Origin of the sequence: Janthinobacterium sp. YR213 (genome assembly GCF_900099875.1) — a bacterium.
Lineage (GTDB): Bacteria > Pseudomonadota > Gammaproteobacteria > Burkholderiales > Burkholderiaceae_D > Janthinobacterium > Janthinobacterium lividum.
The window spans coordinates 241,286-262,569 of the sequence record NZ_FNDA01000006.1 but is presented as its reverse complement, the minus strand read 5'-3'; the positions used below and the strand labels follow the sequence as shown (position 1 = coordinate 262,569).

The window sequence follows — 21,284 nt, the reverse complement described above, 5'->3', positions numbered from 1 at the left end:
GCGCGCTTGCGCCCGCACAAGGCGGCCGGCGCAGGCCGGCACGACAATACCTTTCCATACAGTATTTCCTGTCGAGAGGTGCCGTGTCAAACCTGCCCGCCCGCCATCGCCGCGCCCTTTGCCTGAAGCTGTACCTGAGCCTCTTCCTGGCTGCCGTGCTGTGCGGCTGCACCACTTCGCGCCCCGAGCTGGCGCAAGTGCGCGCGCTGGCCGCCGGCACCGATGCCTTGACCGCCTTCAACGAACTGTCGCAGCGCCACGTGGACACTTACCAGCGCGCCCGCCCCTATCTGTCGCCCGCGGAAGACGCGCGCGAGCGCCTGCTCGATGCGCAGCGCCGCGCCGCGCAGGCGGACGTGGCGCGCCTGGCGCAGGCCGTGCGCCTGTACCTGCAGGCGCTGGGCCGGCTGGCCGATGCCGATGCGTATGACGTGCAGTCCGAACTGGCTGGCGCCGGCGCCGCCATCCGCGCCTGGCCAGGCAGCGGCATCGACGACCGCCATGTCAGCGCCTACACCTTGCTGCTGCAGCAACTGTCGCGCCTGGGCGGCGCGGCCAGCCAGCAGGCGCACCTGGCGCAAGTGCTGCACGAGGGCGACGCGCCGCTGCAAGCCCTGCTGGCCGCGCTCGACAGCTTGCTGGCGCTGTACGACAAAAGCGGCGATAACGAGCGCGACATGGTGCTCGGCTTGCTCGACGTGGAAATCGCCTATGCGGACACGCCGCAGCAGCGCCTGCTGGCCGTGCTGGCGAAAAACATGCAGCAAAGCAAAACCGAGGAATACCGCCTGGTTGGCCTGCGCCATACCCTGGCGCGCCGGCAACTGGCGGCACTGGGTCGCGAACACGCGCAGCTCGCTGCCACCCTCACCACCACGGAGGCAAGATGGACGGATCGGTAGGCAGCAGCAGCGAACGCCGCGAAGCGGCTCTCAGCAGCGCCATGCGCGTCGAACAACTGGCTGACAGCCTGTCGCAGGCGGCCGTCACCTTGCACGGCGCCGTCATGCGCGCCATCCGCAAGCGCGCCAGCCAGGGCGCCAATGGCATCAGCCACAGCCAGGCGCAAGCCGTCTTCGCCCTGGAAGTGGCCTTGCGCCAGCAAGCCAACCAGCTGTATGCCGATGCCGCAGGACACACCGTGGCGGGTCTGGAAACGGCGCAGCGCCAGCTCAGCGGCCTGCTCGACACGGTGCGCCTGCGCATCGCCCGCAACGATGACGTGCGGCACTGGATCAGCCTGGCGACGAGCTTGTTGCACCTGGGCAGCGCCGTCCTCGCCGGCAATCCCGAGCGCATCCTCGCCACCCTGGGCAGGGTGCGTGAGCGGCTGCAAGAGATGGCGCCGGACTGATTGAAATCGGCCGGCAAGCGCCTATACTGGGACGGCCCCGCCTGGCAATCGTGCCTGCGGGGCGATGACCAGAGGAGACCAACATGCGTATCGAACCGTATTTGCAATTCGATGGAAACTGCGCGCAAGCGCTGGAATACTACCGCCAGCACCTGCATGGCACGGACCTGTGCCTGATGCCGTATCGGGGCAGCCCGGGCCAGGACCAGGTCAAGGAAGACTGGTATGACAAGATCATGCACGGCTCCGTGCAGCTGGGACCCACCATGCTGATGGGCTCGGACGGCGGCTGCAGCGAAGATGGCGCCAAGGGCATGAGCGGCAGCGCGATCTGCCTGACCGTCGATACGCCGGAAGAGGCGGAACGGGTCTTCGACGCGCTGGCGCGTGACGGCAACATCCAGATGCCCCTGGAAGTAACGTTCTGGGCCAAACGCTTCGGCATGCTGAAAGACCAGTTCGGCGTGGCCTGGATGGTCAACTGCCTCAAGGAACCAGCATAGAACGGCCGCTGCCAGCCTGCGCCGCGTCAAACGCGGCGCGGGTGGTAGCGCAAGCAGAGTCGCCAATCTTGGACTACCATGATGGAAGTAACCTCTACCGGGTGACAACCATGAATGGATTGCCGCAAGACCAGTTGCAGCGTCTGCAGGGCGTGCTGGAGCAACGCAAGCTGGCGTTGCTGGAACAGATCGAGAATGAAACGGCGGAAGCGGATGCGCGCGCCTCGCTGCTCAATGAAATCGAAGCCTCGCCGGCCGACAACGCCAGCGTGCGCACCTTGAACGCCCTCGTCAGCGAAGCGGCCGAACACAACCTGGCGCAGCTGGCCATCATCAAGCACGCGCTGGCCAAGTTTGCCGATGGCAGCTACGGCCTGTGCGACAACTGCGGCGAAGCCATCGGCCTGTCGCGCCTGAACGCGCGCCCCGAAGCGCGCCTGTGCATCGATTGCCAGACGCGGCTGGAAAAAACCCAGCGCTGAGTAGCGTGGCAGTGCCATGACGGCTGCGCCACGACAAAGGGCAAGGCATCGCTGCCCTGCCCCCTGTTTTCCAGCGTGACGACCATGCTGCCAGCCGCCCCCGCCAGCGTCTGTGCGCCGGCTGGATGGACGGGTCTCCTCTACTGCCATTGCCCTGCTTCACGTATCCAGCTGCACGCGGGATCAACTCATGTGCTGTCCGCCATTGATGGCGATATTCGCGCCCGTGACGAAGGCCGCCTCGTCGGACGCCAGATAAGCGACCAGGGCCGCCACCTCGTCCGGTTCGCCCAATCGGCCCAGGGGAATCTGCGGCAATATCTTCGTTTCCAGGATCTCGGCCGGCACGGCCGTCACCATCTGCGTGCGCAGATAGCCGGGCGACACCGTGTTGACGGTGATGCCGTGGCGCGCCACTTCCAGCGCCAGCGCCTTGCTGAAGCCATGCACGCCCGCCTTGGCCGCCGCGTAGTTGCACTGGCCAAACGCGCCTTTCTGACCATTGACGGACGAGATATTGATGATGCGGCCCCACCGGTTGGCCAGCATTGGCTCGAGCACCTGCTTGCTCATGTTGAACAGGCTGTCGAGATTGGTGCGCATGACCTCGGCCCAGTGCGGCAATTCCATCTTGCGCATGCTCTGGTCGCGCGTGATGCCGGCGTTATTGACCAGCACGTCAACGCGGCCGAACTGCGCCAGCACGCTTGCCACGGCGTCGCTGCAGGCATCGAAATCGCCCACGTCGAGGGCCAGCGGATGAAAATAATAACCTTGCCCATGCTGTTCGCCGAGCCAGCTTTCCACGCGGGCATTGCCCGGCGTATGCGCCGCCACGACGGCAAAGCCAGCCGCATGCAGGCGGCGGCACAAGGCCGTGCCCAGGCCGCCCATGCCACCCGTGACCAGCGCTACTTTTTGCTCATTCATTGCTGTCTCTCCCGCTTGTTATGGTTGTTCTGCGTGGGATCAAGTGTAAGTGGCACTTTTGAAAGCAGCATTGCGCCATATCAAAGGCTGAGCCCGCATATTGCAGCGTCTGCCTGCGCTGCATCCATGCATGAAAAATTGTCAAAATTATACTCAGCCGTGAGGTGATGGCACCTCGACAGGCAAGCCGTGCAGACTTTGCTTGAAGGTAAGACTCACATGGAGAACGCGATGGAAATCCAGGACGACACAGAAGCATTGAGGGACTTGTTCAACGACATCAATCCCGGCATGAGCGACGTGGAATCGGTGCATCAGGCGGAGCTCGATCCACAGCATGCGCTGGCCCTGATGGCCAATCCGAAAGCGGCGCTGAAAGCCATGGGCATCCCCGTCAGCGATGCCTCGCAAGTGCAGGTAACGATGAAGAACCGCGCCAGCCGCGCCATGGCGGAGGTGGCGCAAAAGGCGGCGCAATTGCGGCGCATCATCGTCATCGTGATTCACTACCGTAACTGCGACGCCGACATCATCATCATCGCCATGAGCTGAGGCGGCAAGCACCGGCCGCAGTCGTGCGCGGCCGGCCCCCCGGACTGTGCCAGAATGATCCCTACTGCACAGCGAGAGGACAGGCCATGACATACAAGACCGTATTGCTCCACATCGACGACAGCGCCGGGCGCGCCGCCCGCATCGAGGCGGCCGCCAGCATCGCCCAGGCCTGTGGCGGCCACCTGACGGGCGTGGCGCTGACGGGCGTGTCGCGCCTGCTGTACCAGAACCAGCCCGACCTCGATGCGGATCCGAACCTGAGCTTGCATTTGAATTTCCTGCGGGAACGGGCGACGCGCGCCCTCGACGGTTTCGAGGCGCAGGTGCGCGCGGCCGGCGTCGCCTCGTTCGAGCAGCGCGTGCTCGACGACGAGGCGGCGGGCGGCATCAGCCTGCTGGCCCGCTATGCGGACCTGGTCGTCATCAGCCAATACAATGCCAAGGATAAATCGCCGTCCGTGATGCGTGACTTTCCCGCCTATGTGCTGCTGCATTCGGGCCGTCCCGTGCTGATCGTGCCGTATGCGCCGCCGCTGCCCCTGCTGGCGCCGCCGGCAGCGGCGCGCAATGTGCTCATTTCCTGGAACGCCAGCAAGGAAGCGAGCCGCGCCGTGAGCGCCGCCCTGCCCCTGCTGCAACGCGCCGGACAAGTCCACGTGGCCATCTTCGATGCCCAGGTGCACGCGGCCGAACATGGCGAGCAGCCGGGCGCGGAACTGACGCAGTACCTGGCGCGACACGGCGTGGAAGCACGGCTGCATTTGCTCGATGGCGGGGGCGTGCGGCGCGGCGATATCGGCGAAGCGCTGCTGTCGCAGGCAGCCGACCTATCGGCCGACTTGCTGGTGATGGGAGCGTATGGCCATTCGCGCCTGCGCGAAACGATTCTCGGCGGCGTCACGCGCACGATCCTGCAAAGCATGACCATCCCCGTGCTGATGGCGCACTAGGGACGAGTGAAAGCGGCGGGCGGACTAGCCGCCCTGCCATGGCAGGCTGCGGATCTTCGCCACCTGGCGCTGCGCCAGCCACTGCCACAGCTGCAGGGCGTCGTCTTGCGGCAGGGCCGACATGTGGCGCGGACTGGCGAGGGCGATTTCGCAATCGCGGTCCGACCATTCCTCGAAAGTGACTTCTCCTCCGCTAGCGACTTCGACCTGATACATCAAGCCATCGTCGTAGCCAAAGCGCAACAGGACGGCGGCCGGGCTGCCGTCCGGCGCGACGCCGCCACCGCGGTAGACCTCGGCCAGCGCATCGGCCAACTGTGCCGGCGAGGGCGCACAGATGTCGCGCCCATCGGCCCGTGTCAGAATGAACCATGCCTGTGTCATGACGCGACCTCCTATCCATACTCGTTAGCATGCGAGGCAAGTACTACAGGCAGTCACCTTGGTCCAGTGTCACTTCGGGCGCGCGGAAACTATCCCTGTCGGCATTGTTTACCAATAATTACGAATACTAACAAGGATCATACCTAAATTTCATGCAGCGCGGCATTTATGCATATTGCACGGCTGGCGCGCCGATTCACGCCACCAGCACGGGAATGCTGAGCGGATCGAAATCATGCCAGTCGCCATTGGCGATCGTGCCTTCCGCTTCCTCGATATGCTCGGCGCCGAGCCGGTGCAGCGCCTCGAGCGCCCGTTCACGCTCGTCGAGGCCGCCCAGCGCCACGGCGATCAGCATGCCCGGATGGCGTGGCTGGCGGCGGTTTTCGCCATTGCTTTCGCCATTCTTTTCGGCTTCGCCCGCGTCCTTCATCTTATTGAAACTGTAGAGCGAACCCACGTGGGCGCCCACCAGCGCCCCCACCACAGGGCCCAGCGGCCCCGTCGCCAGGGTGGTGACCGCGCCGATGCCCGCGCCCACGGCGGCCCCGACGGCCACGCCTTCCACCACGCCCTCCGGCGTCTCTTTGGCGCCCGGCGACATGTCGCGGTCGCCGCCAAGCGCATGCAGATCATGCTGCCCCGGCTGGTTGACAAAAAAGGCGCTGATGCGGCTGTCGGAAAAGCCCGCCTGGTTCAGCGCGGCGCGCGCGACGTCGATCTGCTCCTGCAACTGAAAATGACCTGCGATGATGCGTGACATGATACGGCCCTCCTCGTCGGCTGCTGGCGCACCATGCGCCGCCTCGATAGCGTGCGCCAGACAACGCCAGGATACCGTTCGCTTACGCACACAGCCGCTTACTCCCATGCCCAATCATATGCTCACTCAAGCAGACGCGCTGAAGGGGCTGCGGATGTCGGACAGGAATTGCTGTGCGCGCGCATGTTGCGGCCGCGCAAAGAATTCGCCGGGCGTGGCCCGTTCCAGCACTTGCCCATGGTCCATGAACCAGACCCGGTCCGCCACTTCGCGCGCAAAACCCATTTCATGCGTCACGCACACCATCGTCATGCCGCCCTGCGCCAGGTCGCGCATCACTTGCAGCACCTCGCCCACCATTTCCGGGTCCAGCGCGCTGGTCGGTTCGTCGAACAGCATCAGCGGCGGCTGCATGGCCAGCGCGCGGGCGATGGCCACCCGCTGCTGCTGCCCGCCCGACAAGGCAGACGGCATGGCGCGCGCCTTGTGCGCCAGGCCCACCCGTTCCAGCAGGGCCAGCGCCCGCTCTTCCGCTTCGCGCCGGGTCAGGCCGCGCAAGCGCCGCGGCGCCAGCGCGCAATTGTCCAGCACGGAAAGATGGGGAAACAGGTTGAATTGCTGGAAAACAAATCCGATATGCGAACGGAAGGCATTCACGTCCAGCCCCGGCGCATAAATGTCCTGGCCCGCCACCGTGATGCGGCCCGAAGCGATCGGTTCCAGGCGGTTGATGGTGCGGATCAGGGTCGACTTGCCGGAGCCGGACGGCCCGCACACGACCAGCACCTCGCCCTTGGCGACGTGCTCATTGATGCCGCTCAAGGCGTGATAGTCGCCATAGTATTTGTTGACGTTGTCAAAGGTGATCATGCAGCCGCTTTCAAGAGACGCGCCTGGCGCCGCTCGAGCCAGAAGGCGGCGCGCGACAGGCTGAAACACAAGACAAAATAGGTCATGCCCAGCAGGAAATACACTTGCACGGGTTTCGTCAGCACCAGGCCGTTCACTTGCGAAGCGATGAACGACACTTCGGCCAGGCCGATGATGTATCCCAGCGAAGTTTCCTTGATGGTCGAGACGAACTGGTTGACCAATGACGGCAGCATGTGGCGCAGCGCCTGCGGCAGGACGACCTGGCGCATGCTGTCCAGGTATGTCAAGCCCAGGGAACGGGCCGCCTCCACTTGCCCCTTGGGCACGGCTTGCACGCCGGCGCGCACGATTTCCGCCAGATAAATGCCGTCAAAGATGACGAGGGCCGCCAGCATGGTGCCGAACTGTCCGCTTTCGTGACCCGTGATGCTGGGCAGGAAGAAATATGCCCAGAAGATCACCAGCAGCAAGGGAATGCCCCGCACCACGTGGATCAGCGCGGCGACGGGCCAGCGCAGCAGCCGCCAGGGACTCAGGCGCGCCAGCCCCAGCAGCAAGCCGAACGGCAAGCTGAGCACCAGCGCCAGGCTGGCCAGCAGCACCGTCAGCGCCAGGCCGCCCAGCGGTCCCTCGGGATAGCGGCCGACGAGGAAATACAGCCAGTAATCGTGGATCAGTTCCAGCATCAGGACACCTTCTTTTGCAGCAAGGCCGCCAGGCCCGCGATCACCAGCGAAACGGCAAGATACGCCGCGCTGGCGAAGACAAATGCTTCCACGCTGCGGAACGAGGCCGCTTCCACGCGCTGCGTCTGGTACATCAGCTCGGCCACGCCGATGACGGTGGCGATGCTGGTGTTTTGCCACAGGTTCAGGGTTTGCGACAACAGCGGCGGCGCGGCCAGCCGCAGCGCCTGCGGCACGATGCACAGGCGCATGGTGGCGAGAAAGCTGAAACCCAGCGCCCTGCCCGCCTCGAATTGCTGGGCGGGTATGGCGCGGATGCCGCTGCGGATGTCTTCCGCCATGTAGGCGGCCGTATATAAAGTCAGGGCCGTGACGGCGCTGACGGCTTCGATATTGCCGGCATACAAGCGCTCCTTCCAGGAGTCCGGCAACAATTCGGGCGCGCCGAAATACCAGAACAGGAAGTGGGCCAGCAAGGGCACGTTGCGGATCAGCTCGACATACGCGGCGCCCAGCCCATTGAGCACGCGCGACGGCGCCAGGCGCAGCATGGCTACGCCGCACGCCAGCGGCAGGGAAAAGAGCAAGGTAATGCCCATCAGTTGCAATGACAACAGCAGGCCGGACAGCAACCAGTCGCGGTAGTCGCCAGCCAGCAAAAAGTTCAGATCAAATTGGAGCATGATGGTGAAATATCATTGATGCCTAAGAAAACCGTAGCGAGCGGCAGTGATTTGCGGCTAAGAAGCGCAACCGTGCTGGAGCACGGTGAGCATCGCAGGCCGCAAAGCGAGCCGCGCAGTAGGTTTGCTTAGGCGTCGATCTTGTCCGATTCAATTTTAAATGTGCGCTTCTGGAATTTCACATTGCTCGTCGGGCCATACCATTTGAAGAACAGTTTTTCTGCCTCGCCCGACTTTTCCAGGCCGCGCAGCACCTGGTCGACGGCTGTTTTCACGCCCGTCTCGCCCTTGCGGATGCCGAAGGCAAACACTTCCTGGCTGATGTTTTGCGGCAGCACAATGTAATCCTTTTGCGCGGCGCCCAGCTTGGCGTAGTTATTCAGCAAGGAGACTTCATCGTCGACATAGCCGACGCCCTTGCCCTGCTGCAAGCCCAAGTAAGCCTGGCCCGCCGTCTCGAACGTCACCACATCCACACCAGGCACGGCCTTGCGGATATTCGGTTCCTGCGTGCCGCCCTTGACGGTCAGCACTTTCTTGCCGGCCAGGCCAGCAACCGTCGTGATATTGCTGCTTATTTTGACCAGCACGCGCTGGCCTGTGTAAAACGTGGACAGGGAAAAATCGATCAGCGCTTCGCGTTCCTTGTTGTGCGTCAGGGATGCCGTCAGGATATCGATGCGGCCCTGCTGCAATTCAGGAATGCGGGCGGCCACGGCCAGCTGCTTGATCACCGGTTTGACGCCCAGGCCCTGGGCGATGGCGCGGCACAGGTCCACTTCATAGCCGACCAGCTGGCGCGATTTGGCGTCGATAAAACTGTTCGGTTCATCCGTACCCAGAGTGCCGCAGACCAGCTCGCCCTTCGCCTTGATACTGGCCAACTGGTCCGCTTGCGCCACCTGGGTGAAGGCGATGGAGGTGAAAAGAAGCGCGGCGAAGTGAAGACGGGTCTGCATGGAATTCCTCTGGTGGACAATGAATGCCGCCATTAGACCGCGGCACGCTTATTTCCAAAAAGGAATCTTTTCACCCATGTTTATGCAGAATTCATCTAAGGCATCAGCGAAGACATCATCTAAGGCGCCAGCGCCTTCGTCTCGCCGCCCAAGCGAATGATCGCCGCTTTTGCCCCCACGGCACCCGGATAGCGGGGGTCGAGCTGCAGCGCCTGGCGATAGGCGGCCACCGCCTGCGGGCGCAAGCCTTGCTCCATATAAAACTCGGCCAGGCTGTCCTGCAGATTCGCGTCGCGCGGATGCAGGCTGACGGCCGCCTGCAGCACGGCCATGCCTTGCGACACGGCGCCGCCACCTTTCAAACGGTAGGCTTCCAGGTTCAGCGCCGCAGGACTGGCCGCGCCCAGCGGGTCGCGGTCCAGCGCCAGGCGCAGGGCGGCGAGGGCAGGCTCCGTCTTGCCGGCGCGCAGCAGGGTCAAGCCTTGCAACGCATGCGCACGGTCGCTAAGCGGATACAGCTCCACGGCCAGGCGGCTGGCCGCCAGCGACGTATCCGTCTCGCCGCGCGCGGACGGCGCTTGCGCCAGTTCCTGCAGTTCGGGCACGAAATCGGGATAGGCGCGCTGGCCGCGGAAAGCCGTGCGCAGCTGGCTATCGAGTGCGGCGATGGAGGCGGAGGCGGGTGCGGCCGGCCAGGCGATGGCGGCCGTGCGGTCCCAGCTGCTCGCCAGGGCCACGATGGTCTGTTCGAAGGCGGCATCGAAGCGGGGCAAGGTGCCGGCCTTTGTACCTTGCGACAACAGGATATAGTCGCGCGCAAATGCCAGCGCGCCGCCGCGCGAGTATTTGCTCAGGTCGACGCCCGACTGAAGCAATGCCCCGGCCATGCTGGCGCCAGCCGTGAGAAACACGCGGCCGCCTGCGGGATGGCGGGCCGCATCGATATAAGCGCGCGCCGCCTTGGCATCGGGCGCCAGCGCTTGCAGATTGATTTGCGTAAATGCCTCGCGCGTGGAGGCCGCATCGGCATATGCTTGATCCGTGCGCTCGGCATGCGCCCTGCCTTCCTCGAACAGGCCTTGCGCTACCCGGTAAGCGCGCTGCGCGCCCGCATCGGCAATATACGTGTTCAGCTGCCACGGTTCGCCCGTGACCACTTCGAACAGGCGCTGCACGAAGGCCTCGGGATTGACGCGCTCGAGATTGGCGGCGACGGCGATGGTGAGCTTGCGCGAAGGAAAGCTGTACAGGTAGGTGACGGTTTCCGGCTGCTGGCCACTGTGGGCAATGGCGTAGCGCCCGCCCGTCGGCAGGATTTCCCAGCCCATTCCATAGTTCGTCAAGCGGCCCGCGCGCGTGGCCATCGGCTGCACCATGGCGGCCACGCTGGCCGCCGACAGGATCTTGCCGTCGTGGACGCCCCGGCCGAAGGCCAGCATGTCGGGCACGCTGGCGCGCGTGCCGCCGGCGGAAAAGCGGCTGCTGATGTCGACGAATTCGGAATTCTTCAACTCCTTGCCGGCCAGCCGGTAGCCGCGCACGCGGTGCGCGATCACGACGTCCGGGTCATCCAGCACGGTGGCGTCCATGCCCAGCGGCCCCCACACGTGGCGCCGCATGTAGCCGCCATAGCTTTCGCCCGAAGCGCCCTCGATGACGGCGCCCAGCAAGTTGTAGCCATAGCTGGTGTAGCGGAAGCGCGTGCCCGGTTCGGCGATCAGGTCGAACTGTTCGAAGACGGCGATGGACTGGCGCGTATCCTTGTGTTCCTTGAAATGCTGTTCCACTTTGCTGTCGCGGTAGGCGTCGATGCCGCCCAGGTGGCCCAGCAGCTGGCGCACCGTCACGGGAAACGGCTTGACGGGGAAATACGGCACATAGGTTTGCACGGGTACATCCAGGTCGATCTTGCCCTGTTCCACCAGTTGCAAAATGGCCACCGCCGTCATGGGCTTGGTGACGGACGCCAGCCGGTAGCTGGACTGGGCCGTGGCCGGCACGCGGTTTTCCAGGTCGGCATAACCGTAACCCTTCACCCATTCCACGTCGCCCTGGCTGAAACCGACGGTCACGCCCGGAATGCGTTCCGCGCCCATGCGCCGGGCCGCCCAGCCATCGAAATCCGCCAGGCGCGCGGCCAGCCCAGCGGAGGGAGCGGAGGCGGCTTGCGCCATGCCGCAGAACAGCGCCAGCGCGCCGGCGAAACCGTAGTATTTGCTGCTTTGCATAGTCATGATTCCATGGTGAGGGCCGTGTGCACAGCACGGCGCTGATGCATGGTAAATGTCTTTCACACACCGTTGGCGGGCCGTGCACGAAATGCACGCAGCCCGCACGAACGGCACCGGCGTTGATGAAAATGTTGCAAAGGGGTAGCAACGGGGTAGCACATGAGCAGCTACAATGCCCGCCATGCCCTCCTTCTTCCGCTCCCTGCTGCGGTACTGCCTTGCTTGCTGCCTGGCCGTGCCCTCTTTCGCCTGCGCCATGCATCCGCTCTGGCTGGACGAAGGCTGGCGCACCTGCGGCAACACCCCGTCCGCACCCACCTCGCTGCAGCAGCTGGTCCAGCCGGGCCTGTTGCTGTGCGTGGAGCGCGAGGTCACCCTGGCCGCCACGCCGTCGTCGACGCAGTTGCTGGTGCTGTCGGCGCTGGCTTCCAGCGAACTGTGGCTGGATGGTGTCTTGATCGGCAGCAATGGCCAGCCGGCCCGCCAGGCCAGCGGGGAACGCGCGGGCGACATCGATTTCGCCATCCACCTGACGCCACAACAATTGGCCATGGGCAAGCACCACCTGCGCCTGCTGCTGTCGACGCAACACGTGCCGGCCCACCTGGCGTCGCCATTTTATGCGCTGTACCTGGTCGACCGGCAAGATTACCGCTCGGGCCTGGCCTGGTACCGGCTGCCGCCACTGCTGCTGGCCGGGGCGTTGGGCGCCGTCGCAGCGCTCTTCCTGGCCCTCACGGCGCTGTACCAGCGGCAGCGTCACTGGGCCATGTTTGCCGCGCTGTGCCTGGTGGCGGCGCTGCTGCTGGTGGTGGAACTCTGGCGCAGCTTGACCGGCTATGCCTATCCCTGGCACATGCCGCGCCTGTATGCCGTCAGCGCCCTGACGTGGCTGTTTTCCGCCTTGCTGCCCCTGTATTTTTATACGGCTTACCGCCTGCCGCGCTGGCCGCTGGCGGCGGCGGTACTGCTGGCGGGCATCGCGCTGGCTGGCGCGCTGCACGTGCATTTCGACGCGCGCTGCTGGCTGATGTTCCTGACGGGCCTGGCAGCGAGCCTGGCGCTCAACCTGGGCGCCCTGTGGAACCGCCTGCCGGGCAGCCGCGGCGGCACCTTGATCGCGCTGGCCTCGTGCGCGCTGTTCCTGCTGACGGGCAGCCAGTTTGCCGAAGGCGGCTTCGCCCTCGTCGTGTGCTTCCTGCTGCTGCCTTTATGCGCGCAATTGCTGGCGCAGCTATTGCGCGAACGCAGCAAGGCGGCGCGTGCCCAGCAGCTGGAAAACCAGCTCCTGCGTAAAAGCATGCAACCGCATTTCCTGATGAATTCCCTCAGCCTGATCAGCGAACTCAATGCGCAATCACCGCAGTCAGCCGAAACCTTCATCGAGGCGCTGGGCGCCGAGCTGCGCATGCTCAACGAATTCGCGCAGCAGCCCAGCATTGCCCTGACGCAGGAACTGGCCCTGTGCGAGAATTACCTGAGCATCATGGGCACGCGGCTGCAGCAGCCGTGCAGCCTGCAACTCGATGGCGAGGCGGCGGGCATCACCGTGCCGCCCGCCATGTTGCTGACGGCACTGGAAAATGCGTTCAGCCACAACCGCTACCGCCACGGCGCCCTGTTTGTCCTGCGCATCGCACAACATGCGCAAACGCAGGTGCTTACCCTGATCCTGCCCGCAGGCGAGGCGCGCCCGCACGCGGGCGGCGGCGTGGGCGAACAATACATCCGCGCCAGCCTGCACGCCGTGTTCGGCGATATGGCCCGCTATGCGAGCGAACAGCAGCCAACGGGCTGGCGCCTCACCTTTACCTTGCCGGCGGCGCCATGAATGTCTTGATACTGGAAGATGAACCGCTGATCGCGCAGGGCCTCGAACGCGAGGTGCGCGCGCATTTCGGCGCGCGCCTGACGGCGCTGGCGCTGCATGACAATGTGCCGCAAGCCCTGGCCACCCTGGCGCAAGAGCAGGGGCAGGACCGGATCGACTTGCTGCTGCTGGACTTGAACCTGCATGGCGCGGACGGCTATGACCTGCTGCGCCTGGCCCAAAATGCTTCGTTCCAGACCATCATCGTCTCGGCCCACGCGGAACGCTCGATCACGGCGTTCGAGTTCGGTGTGCTCGACTTCGTCGCCAAGCCTTTCAGCCGCGAACGCCTGCACAAGGCGCTGCAACGCTATACGGGAAGGCACACAGAGGCGGCCTCGCTGGCCGTCAAGAAGCGCGGTTCCCTGGAATGGATCGCCATGGCCGACATCGACCACGTGCAAGCCGACGGCCACTACAGCAATATCGTGCTGCGCAACGGCGAACAGTGTTTTCATGACTTGCCTATCGACAAGCTCATGGCCCTGCTGCCGCCCCACTTCCTGCGCGTGCACCGCTCCTACATCGTCAACAGCCTGGGTTTCAAGCGGCTGCAGATCGCGGCAGGCGGCAAATACGCGCTCGACACGCAGACCAGCACGGGCATCCCCGTGTCGCGCAGCAGCTATCCCGCGCTGAAACAGCGGCTGCTGGGCTGATGTTGTTGAGTTAAAGCCAAACTTACCAGTGCGGCGCGTAGTTGGGGAACGGCGGGGCCATGTGCTCGGCTTCCACGGGCGGCGCCATCCAGTCGCGCGGGTCGACCTTGTAGTACTGCAAGAATTGCGCGTACAGCTCCTCGTGGTGCTCGGCCATCTGATACGGCTTTTCAAAGAAGGTTTCCGTGGCCACGGCAAAGAATTCCGCGGGATTGGTGGCGCCGTAATGGTCCATCACGCTTTGCTGCTGGACCATGGCATCGTGGCGCAGGTTGTCGAAGTCGCGCGACAGCACGGTGGCCCAGCTGCGATAGCTCGACACGCTGGGCAGGTAGGGCGCGCCATTCGCGGCGCCCGATTCGCTGTCGAGCTGGTGCGCAAATTCATGCAGCACGACATTGTGGCCATCGCTCCAGTCGGCCGCGCCCCGCTGCACGTGGTCCCAGGCCAGCACCACGCGGCCGTCGCCCCAGGATTCGCCCAATAGCCCGTTCGCCGAGGGCGTCACCACGCCGCCCGGCCCTACTTCATCGCGCGTGACGATAAATTCCGTGGGATACACGAGGATGGTGTCGAGTTCCGGATATACCTGCGTCTGGCGGTTCAGCAGCAGCAAGCAAGCCTGGCCGGCGATCGTATAGCGCATCTCGTCCGTGATCTCCAGGCCGCCGCAACCGACGAATTTCTTTTGATACAGGAATTGCACGACGAGACGGCGCAATTGCTCCTGCAGCGGCGCCGGCATATGCCGGTAGACGGGAATATTATTTTCCAGCACAGCCAAGCCTTCTGCCGGCAAGGGTTTCGCCAGGGCCCGCTTCAAGCGCCAGCGGGGAAACCACAGCGACAGCACGATGGCGGCCGTGACGAGGGCGATCCACAGCAGCGGATTCATGCGGCGGCCCGTTTCAGGCAAGGCAGGGGCGGGCACGATAACAAGGCGGCGTAGGCAGACAAGGACAAGCTCCTTCGAATGAACCCCGCATCGGGACGGGCGGGCAGTCCAGCCCACATGGGGTTGATTAACATCTTTTCAATCCGCCAAGATCAAAGGGCCGGCTCCAACGCCAAAAGCCGGGTTGCAACCCGGCTTTCGACATGCATATGAGAATCAAAACCACAAGCATTACGCCCGCCAGCCGCCAGGCGGCCGTTCAGGCGCAATATTGTTTACTCCGCGGCCTTTTGCTGTGGCGCACCAAACAGAGCGGCAACCAGGGGATCGCGCGTCACGGGACCGCGGTTGACGCGGATGGCGTAATGCGTGTCATCGGCCAAGATGTGGAAGTGACGGCCGCTGCCTGCCATGCTTTGCTCGCGCAGGCCTGGACGGTCCTTGCGCGGTGGCGCGCCTTCGCGTTTTGGCTGAACGATGGCGGCCAGGAAGGCGCGCACGCGCTCAGGATCCGGCGTCAGCTGGTACACTGCCTTGCCCAGGTAGGTGGCGGTGCCTTCGATGTAGCGGGCCAGTTCGATCACGCCCGCTTCGCGCAGGTCGCGGATGTATTTGCGGGCGCCCGATGGCGAAAACTTGAGGAACCAGGCGATTTCGTCGGCCAGCATCTCGTGCAGCGACAATTCGCCGATCAGCTTTTGCATGTTTTCAATGCGGCGCAGGGTGGCCGACGTCGAACGCACGCGCTCGATCGGTGCCATGGAAATGGGATTCATGCGTTCCGGGGGGATGGGTGCTGCGCGTTCTACCATTTGCGAGCCTTTTTCGGGGCTACGAAGTTCCTGGTGCGCTGCCTTTAATTCGCTCTTCACGTGAGACTGAGTCATTGCATGCATTTGAATACTCCTTTTAAACGATTGCCGGTAGCCCGGATTGTTAAGTTCTTGGCAATTTTTATACCAGAACACCACGAATCCTGAGCGTCTGGACACAGAATGCCTGTGCCGGCGGCTACGGTCTGTGCGTTAACGAACATTAGAAGCAAGAAAGTGAAAAATATTGCCCTGCTGAATTCTTTCTCTCATGGCATTTCAAAAAAACATCTAAAAACTCTGCACTCCCGCTCTGTGCTCCCATTCATGGCACAAAGTGAAATAGCGAACAGAAGCGGAACCACCATTGCAATAAATTTAAGCTTCGCACGCGGCGCCCGCCGCCCGCATCGCGCACCTTCGACTCTTGCAAAGGAAATATCATGAAAATACCTGCCCTGTTGGCCGCCGCCTTGCTTGTCAGCCTGTCCGCCTGCAAAAAACCGGCCGAGCCGCCCCTGCCCGAAACGGCACCCAATCCCGCTTCCACCCCGCAAGTGATGCCGGCCCCCGTCATGCCAGCCACGCCGGAGACGGGTCCAGGCAGCACGACGCCGCCTGCGCCGCTGACCGACCCGGCCACCGCGCCCGCGCTGCCGCCCGCCACGGCGCCGAAGTAAAGCCTGAAGACGAGGCCGCCGGACGGCGATCGATCAGGCGCCCGCGCGGCGCCGCCCCTACTCCACGGGGGAGTTACGCGTTGCCAGCCTGTCTGCAACGCGTTTTTTTACGATTGGAGTCGGCCACGCCATGAAGGTTCACCTGCAATGAACCCGCAAGCGGACATCGGGCCCGTCCGCCAAAAATGCGGCAATCCGCACAGCCTTTCCCCTCCCCGTGCGGAAAGGCGGAATCTCGCCATTTCCCATCTTCACTAGATTCAAATTAAACCTTTATAAACAATCACTTGCAATAAACGCCAAAATGCGCTCCACTGGCACGGAAGATGCTTTTATATTTTCATAACCGCCATCAGAGCGGCAGCCTGACCCACTATATAAAACCATCTACCTTTTGGAGACAACAGCATGGCACGCACCTTCCGCATCGCATCCTTCCTGAACACCAAGGCACTGGCCGTCGCCGTCGCACTGGCCGCGCAATTCCCGCTGGCCGTCCACGCAGCCGATACCGTACGCCTGGGCAACCTGAAATTCGCCCATTACGGCGCCGTCGCCTACATGAAGGAAATCGCGCCCAAATACGACCTGAAAATTGAAGAACGCATCTTCGCCAAGGGCCTCGACATCGTGCCGGCCATGATCGCCGGCGAAATCGACGTGTCCGCCAGCGCGCTGGAAGCGGCCATCACGGGCCGCGCCACGGGCTTGCCCGTGTACCTGGTGGGCGGCTTCGCCAAGGGCGGCGTGCAGATCGTCGGCCGTCCCGACCTGAACATCAAGGGCATCGCCGACCTGAAAGGCAAGAAAGTCGGCGTCACGCGCGGCGGCCCGCAGGAAATCCTGCTGTTTGCCGAACTGACCAAGGCCAAGCTGACCTGGTCCGACAAGCCGGGCAAGGACGTGCAGATCCTGTACATGGGCTACCCTGACTTGAACCAGGCGCTCTTGACCAAGGATATCGACGTCATGAGCCAGTCCGAGCCGTACTCGACCCAGGCGATCCACAAGAAATACGGCGCGGCCATCCTCAAGCCTTACGACACGCCGCTGGGCGAGCCCGTGCGCGCGCTCGTGATGACGGAAAAAATGTACAAGGAAAAGCCGGCCGTGGCCCAGCGCTTCATGGATTGCTTCGTCGCTGCCACGCGCGCCTTCCTGGCCGACCCGAAACTGGCGGAAAAATACGTGCGCGAATCGATGTTCAAGAACCAGATCACCACCGAGGATTACCGCGATGCCATCGACAATGCCATCTTCACGGAAGACATCACGCAAAGCCACGTGCAGCTGACCACCGACTACATGGTGAAATTCGGCGTGGGCCGCATGGCCAAAGCGCCTGTCGCCAAGGATTGGGTCAAGCTGGACCTGCTGGAAAAAGCCAAGAAGTCCTACGCACCTCGCTAATCTGAAAGTGTCACGATGAATATTCAAATGATGAAACGCTTCGCGCACGGCGCCGCCGTGCCCGTCGCCGTGCTGCTGTTGTGGCAAGCCATGTCGACGTTTGGCTGGATCAACCCGCAGATCCTGCCGTCGCCCGTCGCCGTGGTGGTGAAATGGTATGAATACCTGATCCCCATGGAAGCCTACACGCCCGAAGCGGGCAATTACCTGGTGTGGATGTTCTCCGGCGAACTGCCGCATGACGCCTGGGCCAGCCTGTCGCGCGTGCTGGGCGGCTTTGCCATCGGCGCCGGCCTGGCCTTGCCGCTGGGCCTGCTGATGGGCACCAACAAGACCATCTATAAACTGTTCGACCCGCTGGTGCAGGTGCTGCGCCCGATTCCGCCGATCGCCTACATTCCGCTGGCGATCCTTTGGTTCGGCCTGGGCAACCCGCCCGCCTTCTTCCTGATCAGCATCGGTTCCTTCTTCCCCGTGCTGATGAATACCATCGCCGGCGTGCGCCAGGTCGACGGCATCTACATCCGTGCCGCGCGCAACCTGGGCGCCAGCCAGATGACCATGTTCCGCCGCGTCATCCTGCCGGCGGCCACGCCGTATATCCTGGCCGGCGCGCGCATCGGCATGGGCACGGCCTTCATCGTCGTGATCGTGGCCGAGATGATCGCCGTAAATAGCGGCCTCGGCTTCCGCATCCTGGAAGCGCGCGAGTACTTCTGGTCCGACAAGATTATCGCCGGCATGTTCACCATCGGCCTGTTCGGCCTGGCCATCGATATCGCCATGAATGCCCTGAATAATCATTTGCTGCAGTGGCACCGCGGCCTGGAACACTGAGAGGAACGGCCATGACCACGATCAATATCAACGCAGTCAATAAAATCTTCACCACGGGCGGCGCGGACGTCATCGCCCTGAAGGATATCAATCTGGAAATCGCCAGCGGCGAGTTCATCTGCCTGCTGGGCCCCTCCGGCTGCGGCAAGTCGACCCTGCTCAACGCCATCGCCGGCTTTTCGCAGCCGACCTCGGGCCAGATCCTGGCCGGCGGCAAGCTGATCACCGAACCCGGTCCCGACCGCGGCATGGTGTTCCAGGAATACGCGCTGTTCCCATGGATGACCATCGAGAGCAATATCGCTTTCGGCCTGGAAATCGCCGGCAAGACGCCGGCCGAGATCAAGGAACGGGTCGACATGCTGCTGAGCATGCTGGGATTGACGGAATTCCGTGCCCGCTACCCGAAAGACTTGTCGGGCGGCATGCGCCAGCGCGTGGCCATCGCCCGCGTGCTGGCCCTCGATTCGCCGATCATGCTGATGGATGAACCGTTCGGCGCGCTGGACGCCTTGACGCGACGCAACCTGCAAGATGAATTGCTGAAAATCTGGAAAGTCTTCGGCACCACCATCGTCTTCGTGACCCACTCGATCGAGGAATCGATCTACCTGGCCGACCGCACCATCGTCATGACCTACCGTCCCGGCACCATCAAGCGCGACGTGGCCATCGACCTGCCCCGCCCGCGCGACCCGAGCGACCCCGAGTTCAACCGTCTGAAACGCATGCTGGGCGAGATGGTGATGGAAGAGCAACAGCGCCATCACAACGCCGAGACAATGGCAAGTACGGCAGACTGATAGTATGTCTGATTAGTTAGCACCGGGGCAGTGCCGTCTGGCCTGCCCCATCAACCCGACACACGGAGCACCATGGCATTCGGCAAATGGCCCCTGAGACCCGCGCTCGCCCCCCTGCTGGCCGTGGGCTCGCTGGTCGTGCTGACGTGGGCGTCGTATGCCTGGGTCAAGCAGCGCCAGCTCGATGAATTGCACCGCACCCTCGATTCGCGCGCGGAACTGTATGCGGCGTCCATCGGCGGCGCCCTCAACAAGTACGAATTCCTGCCCCTGGCCGTGGCCCAGAGCGATGCCGTCGCGCAATTGCTGGAACAGCCCAGCGCCGACAAGGTCACGCAGATCAACGCCTACCTGGTCGACATGAACCGCCGCGCGGGCGCCTTTGCCGTCTACGTGCTCGACGACAAGGGCACGACCCTGGCGTCGAGCAACTGGCAAGACCGCAGCTCCTACGTGGGCGTCAACTACGGTTTCCGGCCCTACTTCAAGGATGCGATCGCGGGCGGCATCGGCCGCTTCTACGGCATCGGCGCCTCCACCTTCGAAGCCGGTTATTTCATTTCGCAGCCCGTGCAACGCAACGGACGCATCATCGGCATCGTCGCCGCCAAGGTCAACCTGGACTGGATCGAGCAATCGTGGCGCACGCCCGGCGCGGGCGAACAGATCTGGGTCAAGGATGCAAATGGCGTGCTGATCCTGGCGACCACACCCGCGTTCAAGTTCAAGACCCTGGCCCCGCTGTCGGCGGACGCCAAGAAAGACATCAGCGAACAGCGCCAGTTCCTGCAAGAAAACCTACCCATCCTGCCGCACCGCGTGCGGCGCCAGTTTGCCGATGGCGCCAGCGTGATGACACTGGAGCGTCCGCAGACGGGCGACACGCCTGCCCTGTCCGGCAGCGCAGACTACCTGGCCGTGAACCGCGCCCTGGGTCCGCTGCAATGGCAGATCACCGTATTAGCCGAGCTCGACCAGGTCAACGAGGCGGCGCGCAATGCAGCCATCGCCGCCGCGCTGGGCTGGGCCCTGCTGCTGCTGGCCCTGATGTATGCGCGCCAGCGCCGGCGCCGCATCGCCGACAAGCTCAATGCGCAACAGACCCTGGCGCGCGCCTATGAACAGCTGGAAATCAAGGTCGAACAGCGCACGGCCGACCTGGTCCATGCGAATGGCCGCCTGCAGGCCGAGGTGGCCGAGCGCGAACGGGCCGAGCAGACCCTGCGCTATGCCCAGGCGGAACTGGTACAAAGCGGCAAGCTGGCGGCCATCGGCCAGATGGCGGCCGGCGTCACGCACGAGCTGAACCAGCCACTGGCCGCCCTGCAAACGTTTTCCGACAATGCCAAGGTGTTCCTGGCGCGCGGGCGCATCGAGGATGCGCTCGATAACCTGTCGACCATTTCCGACCTCGTCAAGCGGCTCGGCTACGTGACGTCGCAACTGAAAGGCTTTGCGCGGCGCAGCGACGATGCGCGCAAACCCGTCAGCGTGCGCCAGGCATTTGCGCAAACCATGCTGCAAATCCGCACGCGCAAGCATTCTCAGCGCCTGACCCTGCATGAAAGCTGGCTTGAGGACGATATCATCGTGCTGTGCAACGCCATCGGCCTGGAACAGGTGTTTACCAACCTGATCACGAACGCCATGGATGCCGTGGCGGAAAACGAGCCCGTGCACATCTGGTTCCAGGTGCGCCGCGAAGGCGACCTCGCCGTGCTGCATATCACCGATAATGGTCCCGGCATCCCGCTCGCTTCGCTCGACAAGATCTTCGACCCCTTCTATACCACCAAGGAACACGGGCTGGGCTTGGGATTATCGATCAGCGCAGGCATACTGCGCGCGGCCGGCAGCGCCCTGGCCGTGCGCAACCGCAGCGCGCAGGAAGGGGGCGGCGCACAATTTACCATCACCCTGAGCTGCGCCCCGGGGGGAAAAGAATAAAGAGACAGAGGAAACACC

At 63.6% G+C, this 21,284-nt stretch carries 23 protein-coding genes; 13 read left to right on the top strand and 10 right to left on the bottom strand.

All coding sequences use genetic code 11. The features are described 5' to 3' along the window. Positions 1–83 precede the first annotated feature (83 nt). The 4 genes from BLT98_RS24940 (at position 84) to BLT98_RS24925 (ending at position 2,339) form a co-directional block, all read left to right on the top strand. Entirely contained in the window at positions 84–902 is an 819-nt protein-coding gene (locus tag BLT98_RS24940; RefSeq protein ID WP_092612527.1) for a hypothetical protein, read from the top strand. Continuing rightward, the gene (locus BLT98_RS24935; RefSeq protein WP_052140479.1) at positions 887–1,354 is read left to right on the top strand and encodes a hypothetical protein; all 468 of its coding nucleotides are present in this window, start codon (positions 887–889) and stop codon (positions 1,352–1,354) included. Before BLT98_RS24940 ends, BLT98_RS24935 begins: the two co-directional genes overlap by 16 nt. Before the next feature lie 83 nt (positions 1,355–1,437). Further along, on the top strand, positions 1,438–1,857 hold the full coding sequence (locus BLT98_RS24930) for a VOC family protein (protein ID WP_034786265.1): 420 nt from the start codon (positions 1,438–1,440) through the stop codon (positions 1,855–1,857). Between the two features lie 110 nt (positions 1,858–1,967). After that, positions 1,968–2,339 (top strand): TraR/DksA family transcriptional regulator, encoded by a 372-nt coding sequence (locus BLT98_RS24925; protein ID WP_070278630.1) that lies wholly within the window; start codon positions 1,968–1,970, stop codon positions 2,337–2,339. Positions 2,340–2,522: 183 nt separating this feature from the next. On the opposite strand, the gene phbB is transcribed toward BLT98_RS24925, so the two are convergent. After that, a complete protein-coding gene (gene phbB / locus BLT98_RS24920) occupies positions 2,523–3,269 on the bottom strand; it encodes an acetoacetyl-CoA reductase (protein ID WP_092612524.1) in 747 nt (248 codons plus the stop codon). Positions 3,270–3,488: 219 nt separating this feature from the next. Between phbB and BLT98_RS24915 the strand changes: the two genes are divergently transcribed. Both BLT98_RS24915 and BLT98_RS24910 read left to right on the top strand, forming a co-directional pair. Beyond that, positions 3,489–3,821 carry a hypothetical protein gene (locus BLT98_RS24915; RefSeq protein WP_070278626.1) on the top strand — a complete coding sequence of 111 codons (333 nt, stop codon included), beginning with the start codon at positions 3,489–3,491 and terminating at the stop codon, positions 3,819–3,821. 86 nt (positions 3,822–3,907) lie between these two features. Then, complete coding sequence (locus BLT98_RS24910; protein ID WP_092612521.1) at positions 3,908–4,774, top strand: universal stress protein; 867 nt, start codon at positions 3,908–3,910, stop codon at positions 4,772–4,774. 24 nt (positions 4,775–4,798) lie between these two features. On the opposite strand, the gene BLT98_RS24905 is transcribed toward BLT98_RS24910, so the two are convergent. The 7 genes from BLT98_RS24905 to BLT98_RS24875 all read right to left on the bottom strand — a co-directional run bounded on the left by BLT98_RS24905 (position 4,799) and on the right by BLT98_RS24875 (position 11,350). Further along, positions 4,799–5,158 (bottom strand): hypothetical protein, encoded by a 360-nt coding sequence (locus BLT98_RS24905; RefSeq protein WP_092612518.1) that lies wholly within the window; start codon positions 5,156–5,158, stop codon positions 4,799–4,801. Between the two features lie 196 nt (positions 5,159–5,354). Continuing rightward, entirely contained in the window at positions 5,355–5,921 is a 567-nt protein-coding gene (locus BLT98_RS24900; RefSeq protein WP_070278622.1) for a glycine zipper domain-containing protein, read from the bottom strand. A gap of 126 nt (positions 5,922–6,047) precedes the next feature. Further along, the gene (locus BLT98_RS24895) at positions 6,048–6,791 is read right to left on the bottom strand and encodes an amino acid ABC transporter ATP-binding protein (RefSeq protein ID WP_092612515.1); all 744 of its coding nucleotides are present in this window, start codon (positions 6,789–6,791) and stop codon (positions 6,048–6,050) included. Then, the gene (locus BLT98_RS24890) at positions 6,788–7,480 is read right to left on the bottom strand and encodes an amino acid ABC transporter permease (protein WP_034786282.1); all 693 of its coding nucleotides are present in this window, start codon (positions 7,478–7,480) and stop codon (positions 6,788–6,790) included. Before BLT98_RS24890 ends, BLT98_RS24895 begins: the two co-directional genes overlap by 4 nt. Further along, complete coding sequence (locus BLT98_RS24885) at positions 7,480–8,163, bottom strand: amino acid ABC transporter permease (RefSeq protein WP_092612512.1); 684 nt, start codon at positions 8,161–8,163, stop codon at positions 7,480–7,482. Before BLT98_RS24885 ends, BLT98_RS24890 begins: the two co-directional genes overlap by 1 nt. 128 nt (positions 8,164–8,291) lie before the next feature. Beyond that, the gene (locus BLT98_RS24880) at positions 8,292–9,122 is read right to left on the bottom strand and encodes a transporter substrate-binding domain-containing protein (protein WP_092612674.1); all 831 of its coding nucleotides are present in this window, start codon (positions 9,120–9,122) and stop codon (positions 8,292–8,294) included. 119 nt (positions 9,123–9,241) lie between these two features. Beyond that, the gene (locus BLT98_RS24875; protein ID WP_211615108.1) at positions 9,242–11,350 is read right to left on the bottom strand and encodes a serine hydrolase; all 2,109 of its coding nucleotides are present in this window, start codon (positions 11,348–11,350) and stop codon (positions 9,242–9,244) included. Positions 11,351–11,525: 175 nt separating this feature from the next. On the opposite strand from BLT98_RS24875, the gene BLT98_RS24870 reads away from it, so the two are divergent. Then, positions 11,526–13,184 (top strand): histidine kinase, encoded by a 1,659-nt coding sequence (locus BLT98_RS24870; RefSeq protein ID WP_092612671.1) that lies wholly within the window; start codon positions 11,526–11,528, stop codon positions 13,182–13,184. Then, on the top strand, positions 13,181–13,882 hold the full coding sequence (locus BLT98_RS24865; RefSeq protein WP_092612506.1) for a LytR/AlgR family response regulator transcription factor: 702 nt from the start codon (positions 13,181–13,183) through the stop codon (positions 13,880–13,882). The genes BLT98_RS24870 and BLT98_RS24865 overlap by 4 nt, the downstream gene beginning before the upstream one ends. Before the next feature lie 22 nt (positions 13,883–13,904). Here the strand turns inward: BLT98_RS24865 and BLT98_RS24860 are convergent, their stop codons facing one another. Both BLT98_RS24860 and BLT98_RS24855 read right to left on the bottom strand, forming a co-directional pair. Then, positions 13,905–14,777, bottom strand: coding sequence for a M90 family metallopeptidase (locus BLT98_RS24860; protein WP_092612503.1), 873 nt, complete (start codon positions 14,775–14,777; stop codon positions 13,905–13,907). 275 nt (positions 14,778–15,052) lie between these two features. After that, on the bottom strand, positions 15,053–15,553 hold the full coding sequence (locus tag BLT98_RS24855; protein WP_010396453.1) for a winged helix-turn-helix domain-containing protein: 501 nt from the start codon (positions 15,551–15,553) through the stop codon (positions 15,053–15,055). A 479-nt stretch (positions 15,554–16,032) separates the two neighbouring features. Here BLT98_RS24855 and BLT98_RS24850 point away from each other — a divergent pair, with 479 nt between their 5' ends. The 5 genes from BLT98_RS24850 to BLT98_RS24830 all read left to right on the top strand — a co-directional run bounded on the left by BLT98_RS24850 (position 16,033) and on the right by BLT98_RS24830 (position 21,266). Next, positions 16,033–16,269 carry a hypothetical protein gene (locus BLT98_RS24850; RefSeq protein ID WP_070255060.1) on the top strand — a complete coding sequence of 79 codons (237 nt, stop codon included), beginning with the start codon at positions 16,033–16,035 and terminating at the stop codon, positions 16,267–16,269. A 408-nt stretch (positions 16,270–16,677) separates the two neighbouring features. Beyond that, positions 16,678–17,679: an ABC transporter substrate-binding protein gene (locus BLT98_RS24845; RefSeq protein WP_034786304.1), complete on the top strand. Its 1,002-nt coding sequence runs from the start codon at positions 16,678–16,680 to the stop codon at positions 17,677–17,679. Between the two features lie 15 nt (positions 17,680–17,694). Continuing rightward, entirely contained in the window at positions 17,695–18,516 is an 822-nt protein-coding gene (locus BLT98_RS24840; protein WP_034758877.1) for an ABC transporter permease, read from the top strand. Positions 18,517–18,527: 11 nt separating this feature from the next. Continuing rightward, entirely contained in the window at positions 18,528–19,319 is a 792-nt protein-coding gene (locus BLT98_RS24835) for an ABC transporter ATP-binding protein (RefSeq protein WP_034786306.1), read from the top strand. Between the two features lie 72 nt (positions 19,320–19,391). Continuing rightward, on the top strand, positions 19,392–21,266 hold the full coding sequence (locus tag BLT98_RS24830; protein ID WP_092612500.1) for a sensor histidine kinase: 1,875 nt from the start codon (positions 19,392–19,394) through the stop codon (positions 21,264–21,266). Positions 21,267–21,284: the final 18 nt, after the last annotated feature.

Coding starts and splice junctions, on each gene's coding strand:
- BLT98_RS24935 (WP_052140479.1), top strand. CDS start 887: ATGGACGGATCGGTAGGCAGCAGCAGCGAACGCCGCGAAGCGGCTCTC.
- BLT98_RS24930 (WP_034786265.1), top strand. CDS start 1,438: ATGCGTATCGAACCGTATTTGCAATTCGATGGAAACTGCGCGCAAGCG.
- BLT98_RS24925 (WP_070278630.1), top strand. CDS start 1,968: ATGAATGGATTGCCGCAAGACCAGTTGCAGCGTCTGCAGGGCGTGCTG.
- phbB (WP_092612524.1), bottom strand. CDS start 3,269: ATGAATGAGCAAAAAGTAGCGCTGGTCACGGGTGGCATGGGCGGCCTG.
- BLT98_RS24915 (WP_070278626.1), top strand. CDS start 3,489: ATGGAGAACGCGATGGAAATCCAGGACGACACAGAAGCATTGAGGGAC.
- BLT98_RS24910 (WP_092612521.1), top strand. CDS start 3,908: ATGACATACAAGACCGTATTGCTCCACATCGACGACAGCGCCGGGCGC.
- BLT98_RS24905 (WP_092612518.1), bottom strand. CDS start 5,158: ATGACACAGGCATGGTTCATTCTGACACGGGCCGATGGGCGCGACATC.
- BLT98_RS24900 (WP_070278622.1), bottom strand. CDS start 5,921: ATGTCACGCATCATCGCAGGTCATTTTCAGTTGCAGGAGCAGATCGAC.
- BLT98_RS24895 (WP_092612515.1), bottom strand. CDS start 6,791: ATGATCACCTTTGACAACGTCAACAAATACTATGGCGACTATCACGCC.
- BLT98_RS24890 (WP_034786282.1), bottom strand. CDS start 7,480: ATGCTGGAACTGATCCACGATTACTGGCTGTATTTCCTCGTCGGCCGC.
- BLT98_RS24885 (WP_092612512.1), bottom strand. CDS start 8,163: ATGCTCCAATTTGATCTGAACTTTTTGCTGGCTGGCGACTACCGCGAC.
- BLT98_RS24880 (WP_092612674.1), bottom strand. CDS start 9,122: ATGCAGACCCGTCTTCACTTCGCCGCGCTTCTTTTCACCTCCATCGCC.
- BLT98_RS24875 (WP_211615108.1), bottom strand. CDS start 11,350: ATGCAAAGCAGCAAATACTACGGTTTCGCCGGCGCGCTGGCGCTGTTC.
- BLT98_RS24870 (WP_092612671.1), top strand. CDS start 11,526: ATGCCCGCCATGCCCTCCTTCTTCCGCTCCCTGCTGCGGTACTGCCTT.
- BLT98_RS24865 (WP_092612506.1), top strand. CDS start 13,181: ATGAATGTCTTGATACTGGAAGATGAACCGCTGATCGCGCAGGGCCTC.
- BLT98_RS24860 (WP_092612503.1), bottom strand. CDS start 14,777: ATGAATCCGCTGCTGTGGATCGCCCTCGTCACGGCCGCCATCGTGCTG.
- BLT98_RS24855 (WP_010396453.1), bottom strand. CDS start 15,553: ATGAATCCCATTTCCATGGCACCGATCGAGCGCGTGCGTTCGACGTCG.
- BLT98_RS24850 (WP_070255060.1), top strand. CDS start 16,033: ATGAAAATACCTGCCCTGTTGGCCGCCGCCTTGCTTGTCAGCCTGTCC.
- BLT98_RS24845 (WP_034786304.1), top strand. CDS start 16,678: ATGGCACGCACCTTCCGCATCGCATCCTTCCTGAACACCAAGGCACTG.
- BLT98_RS24840 (WP_034758877.1), top strand. CDS start 17,695: ATGAATATTCAAATGATGAAACGCTTCGCGCACGGCGCCGCCGTGCCC.
- BLT98_RS24835 (WP_034786306.1), top strand. CDS start 18,528: ATGACCACGATCAATATCAACGCAGTCAATAAAATCTTCACCACGGGC.
- BLT98_RS24830 (WP_092612500.1), top strand. CDS start 19,392: ATGGCATTCGGCAAATGGCCCCTGAGACCCGCGCTCGCCCCCCTGCTG.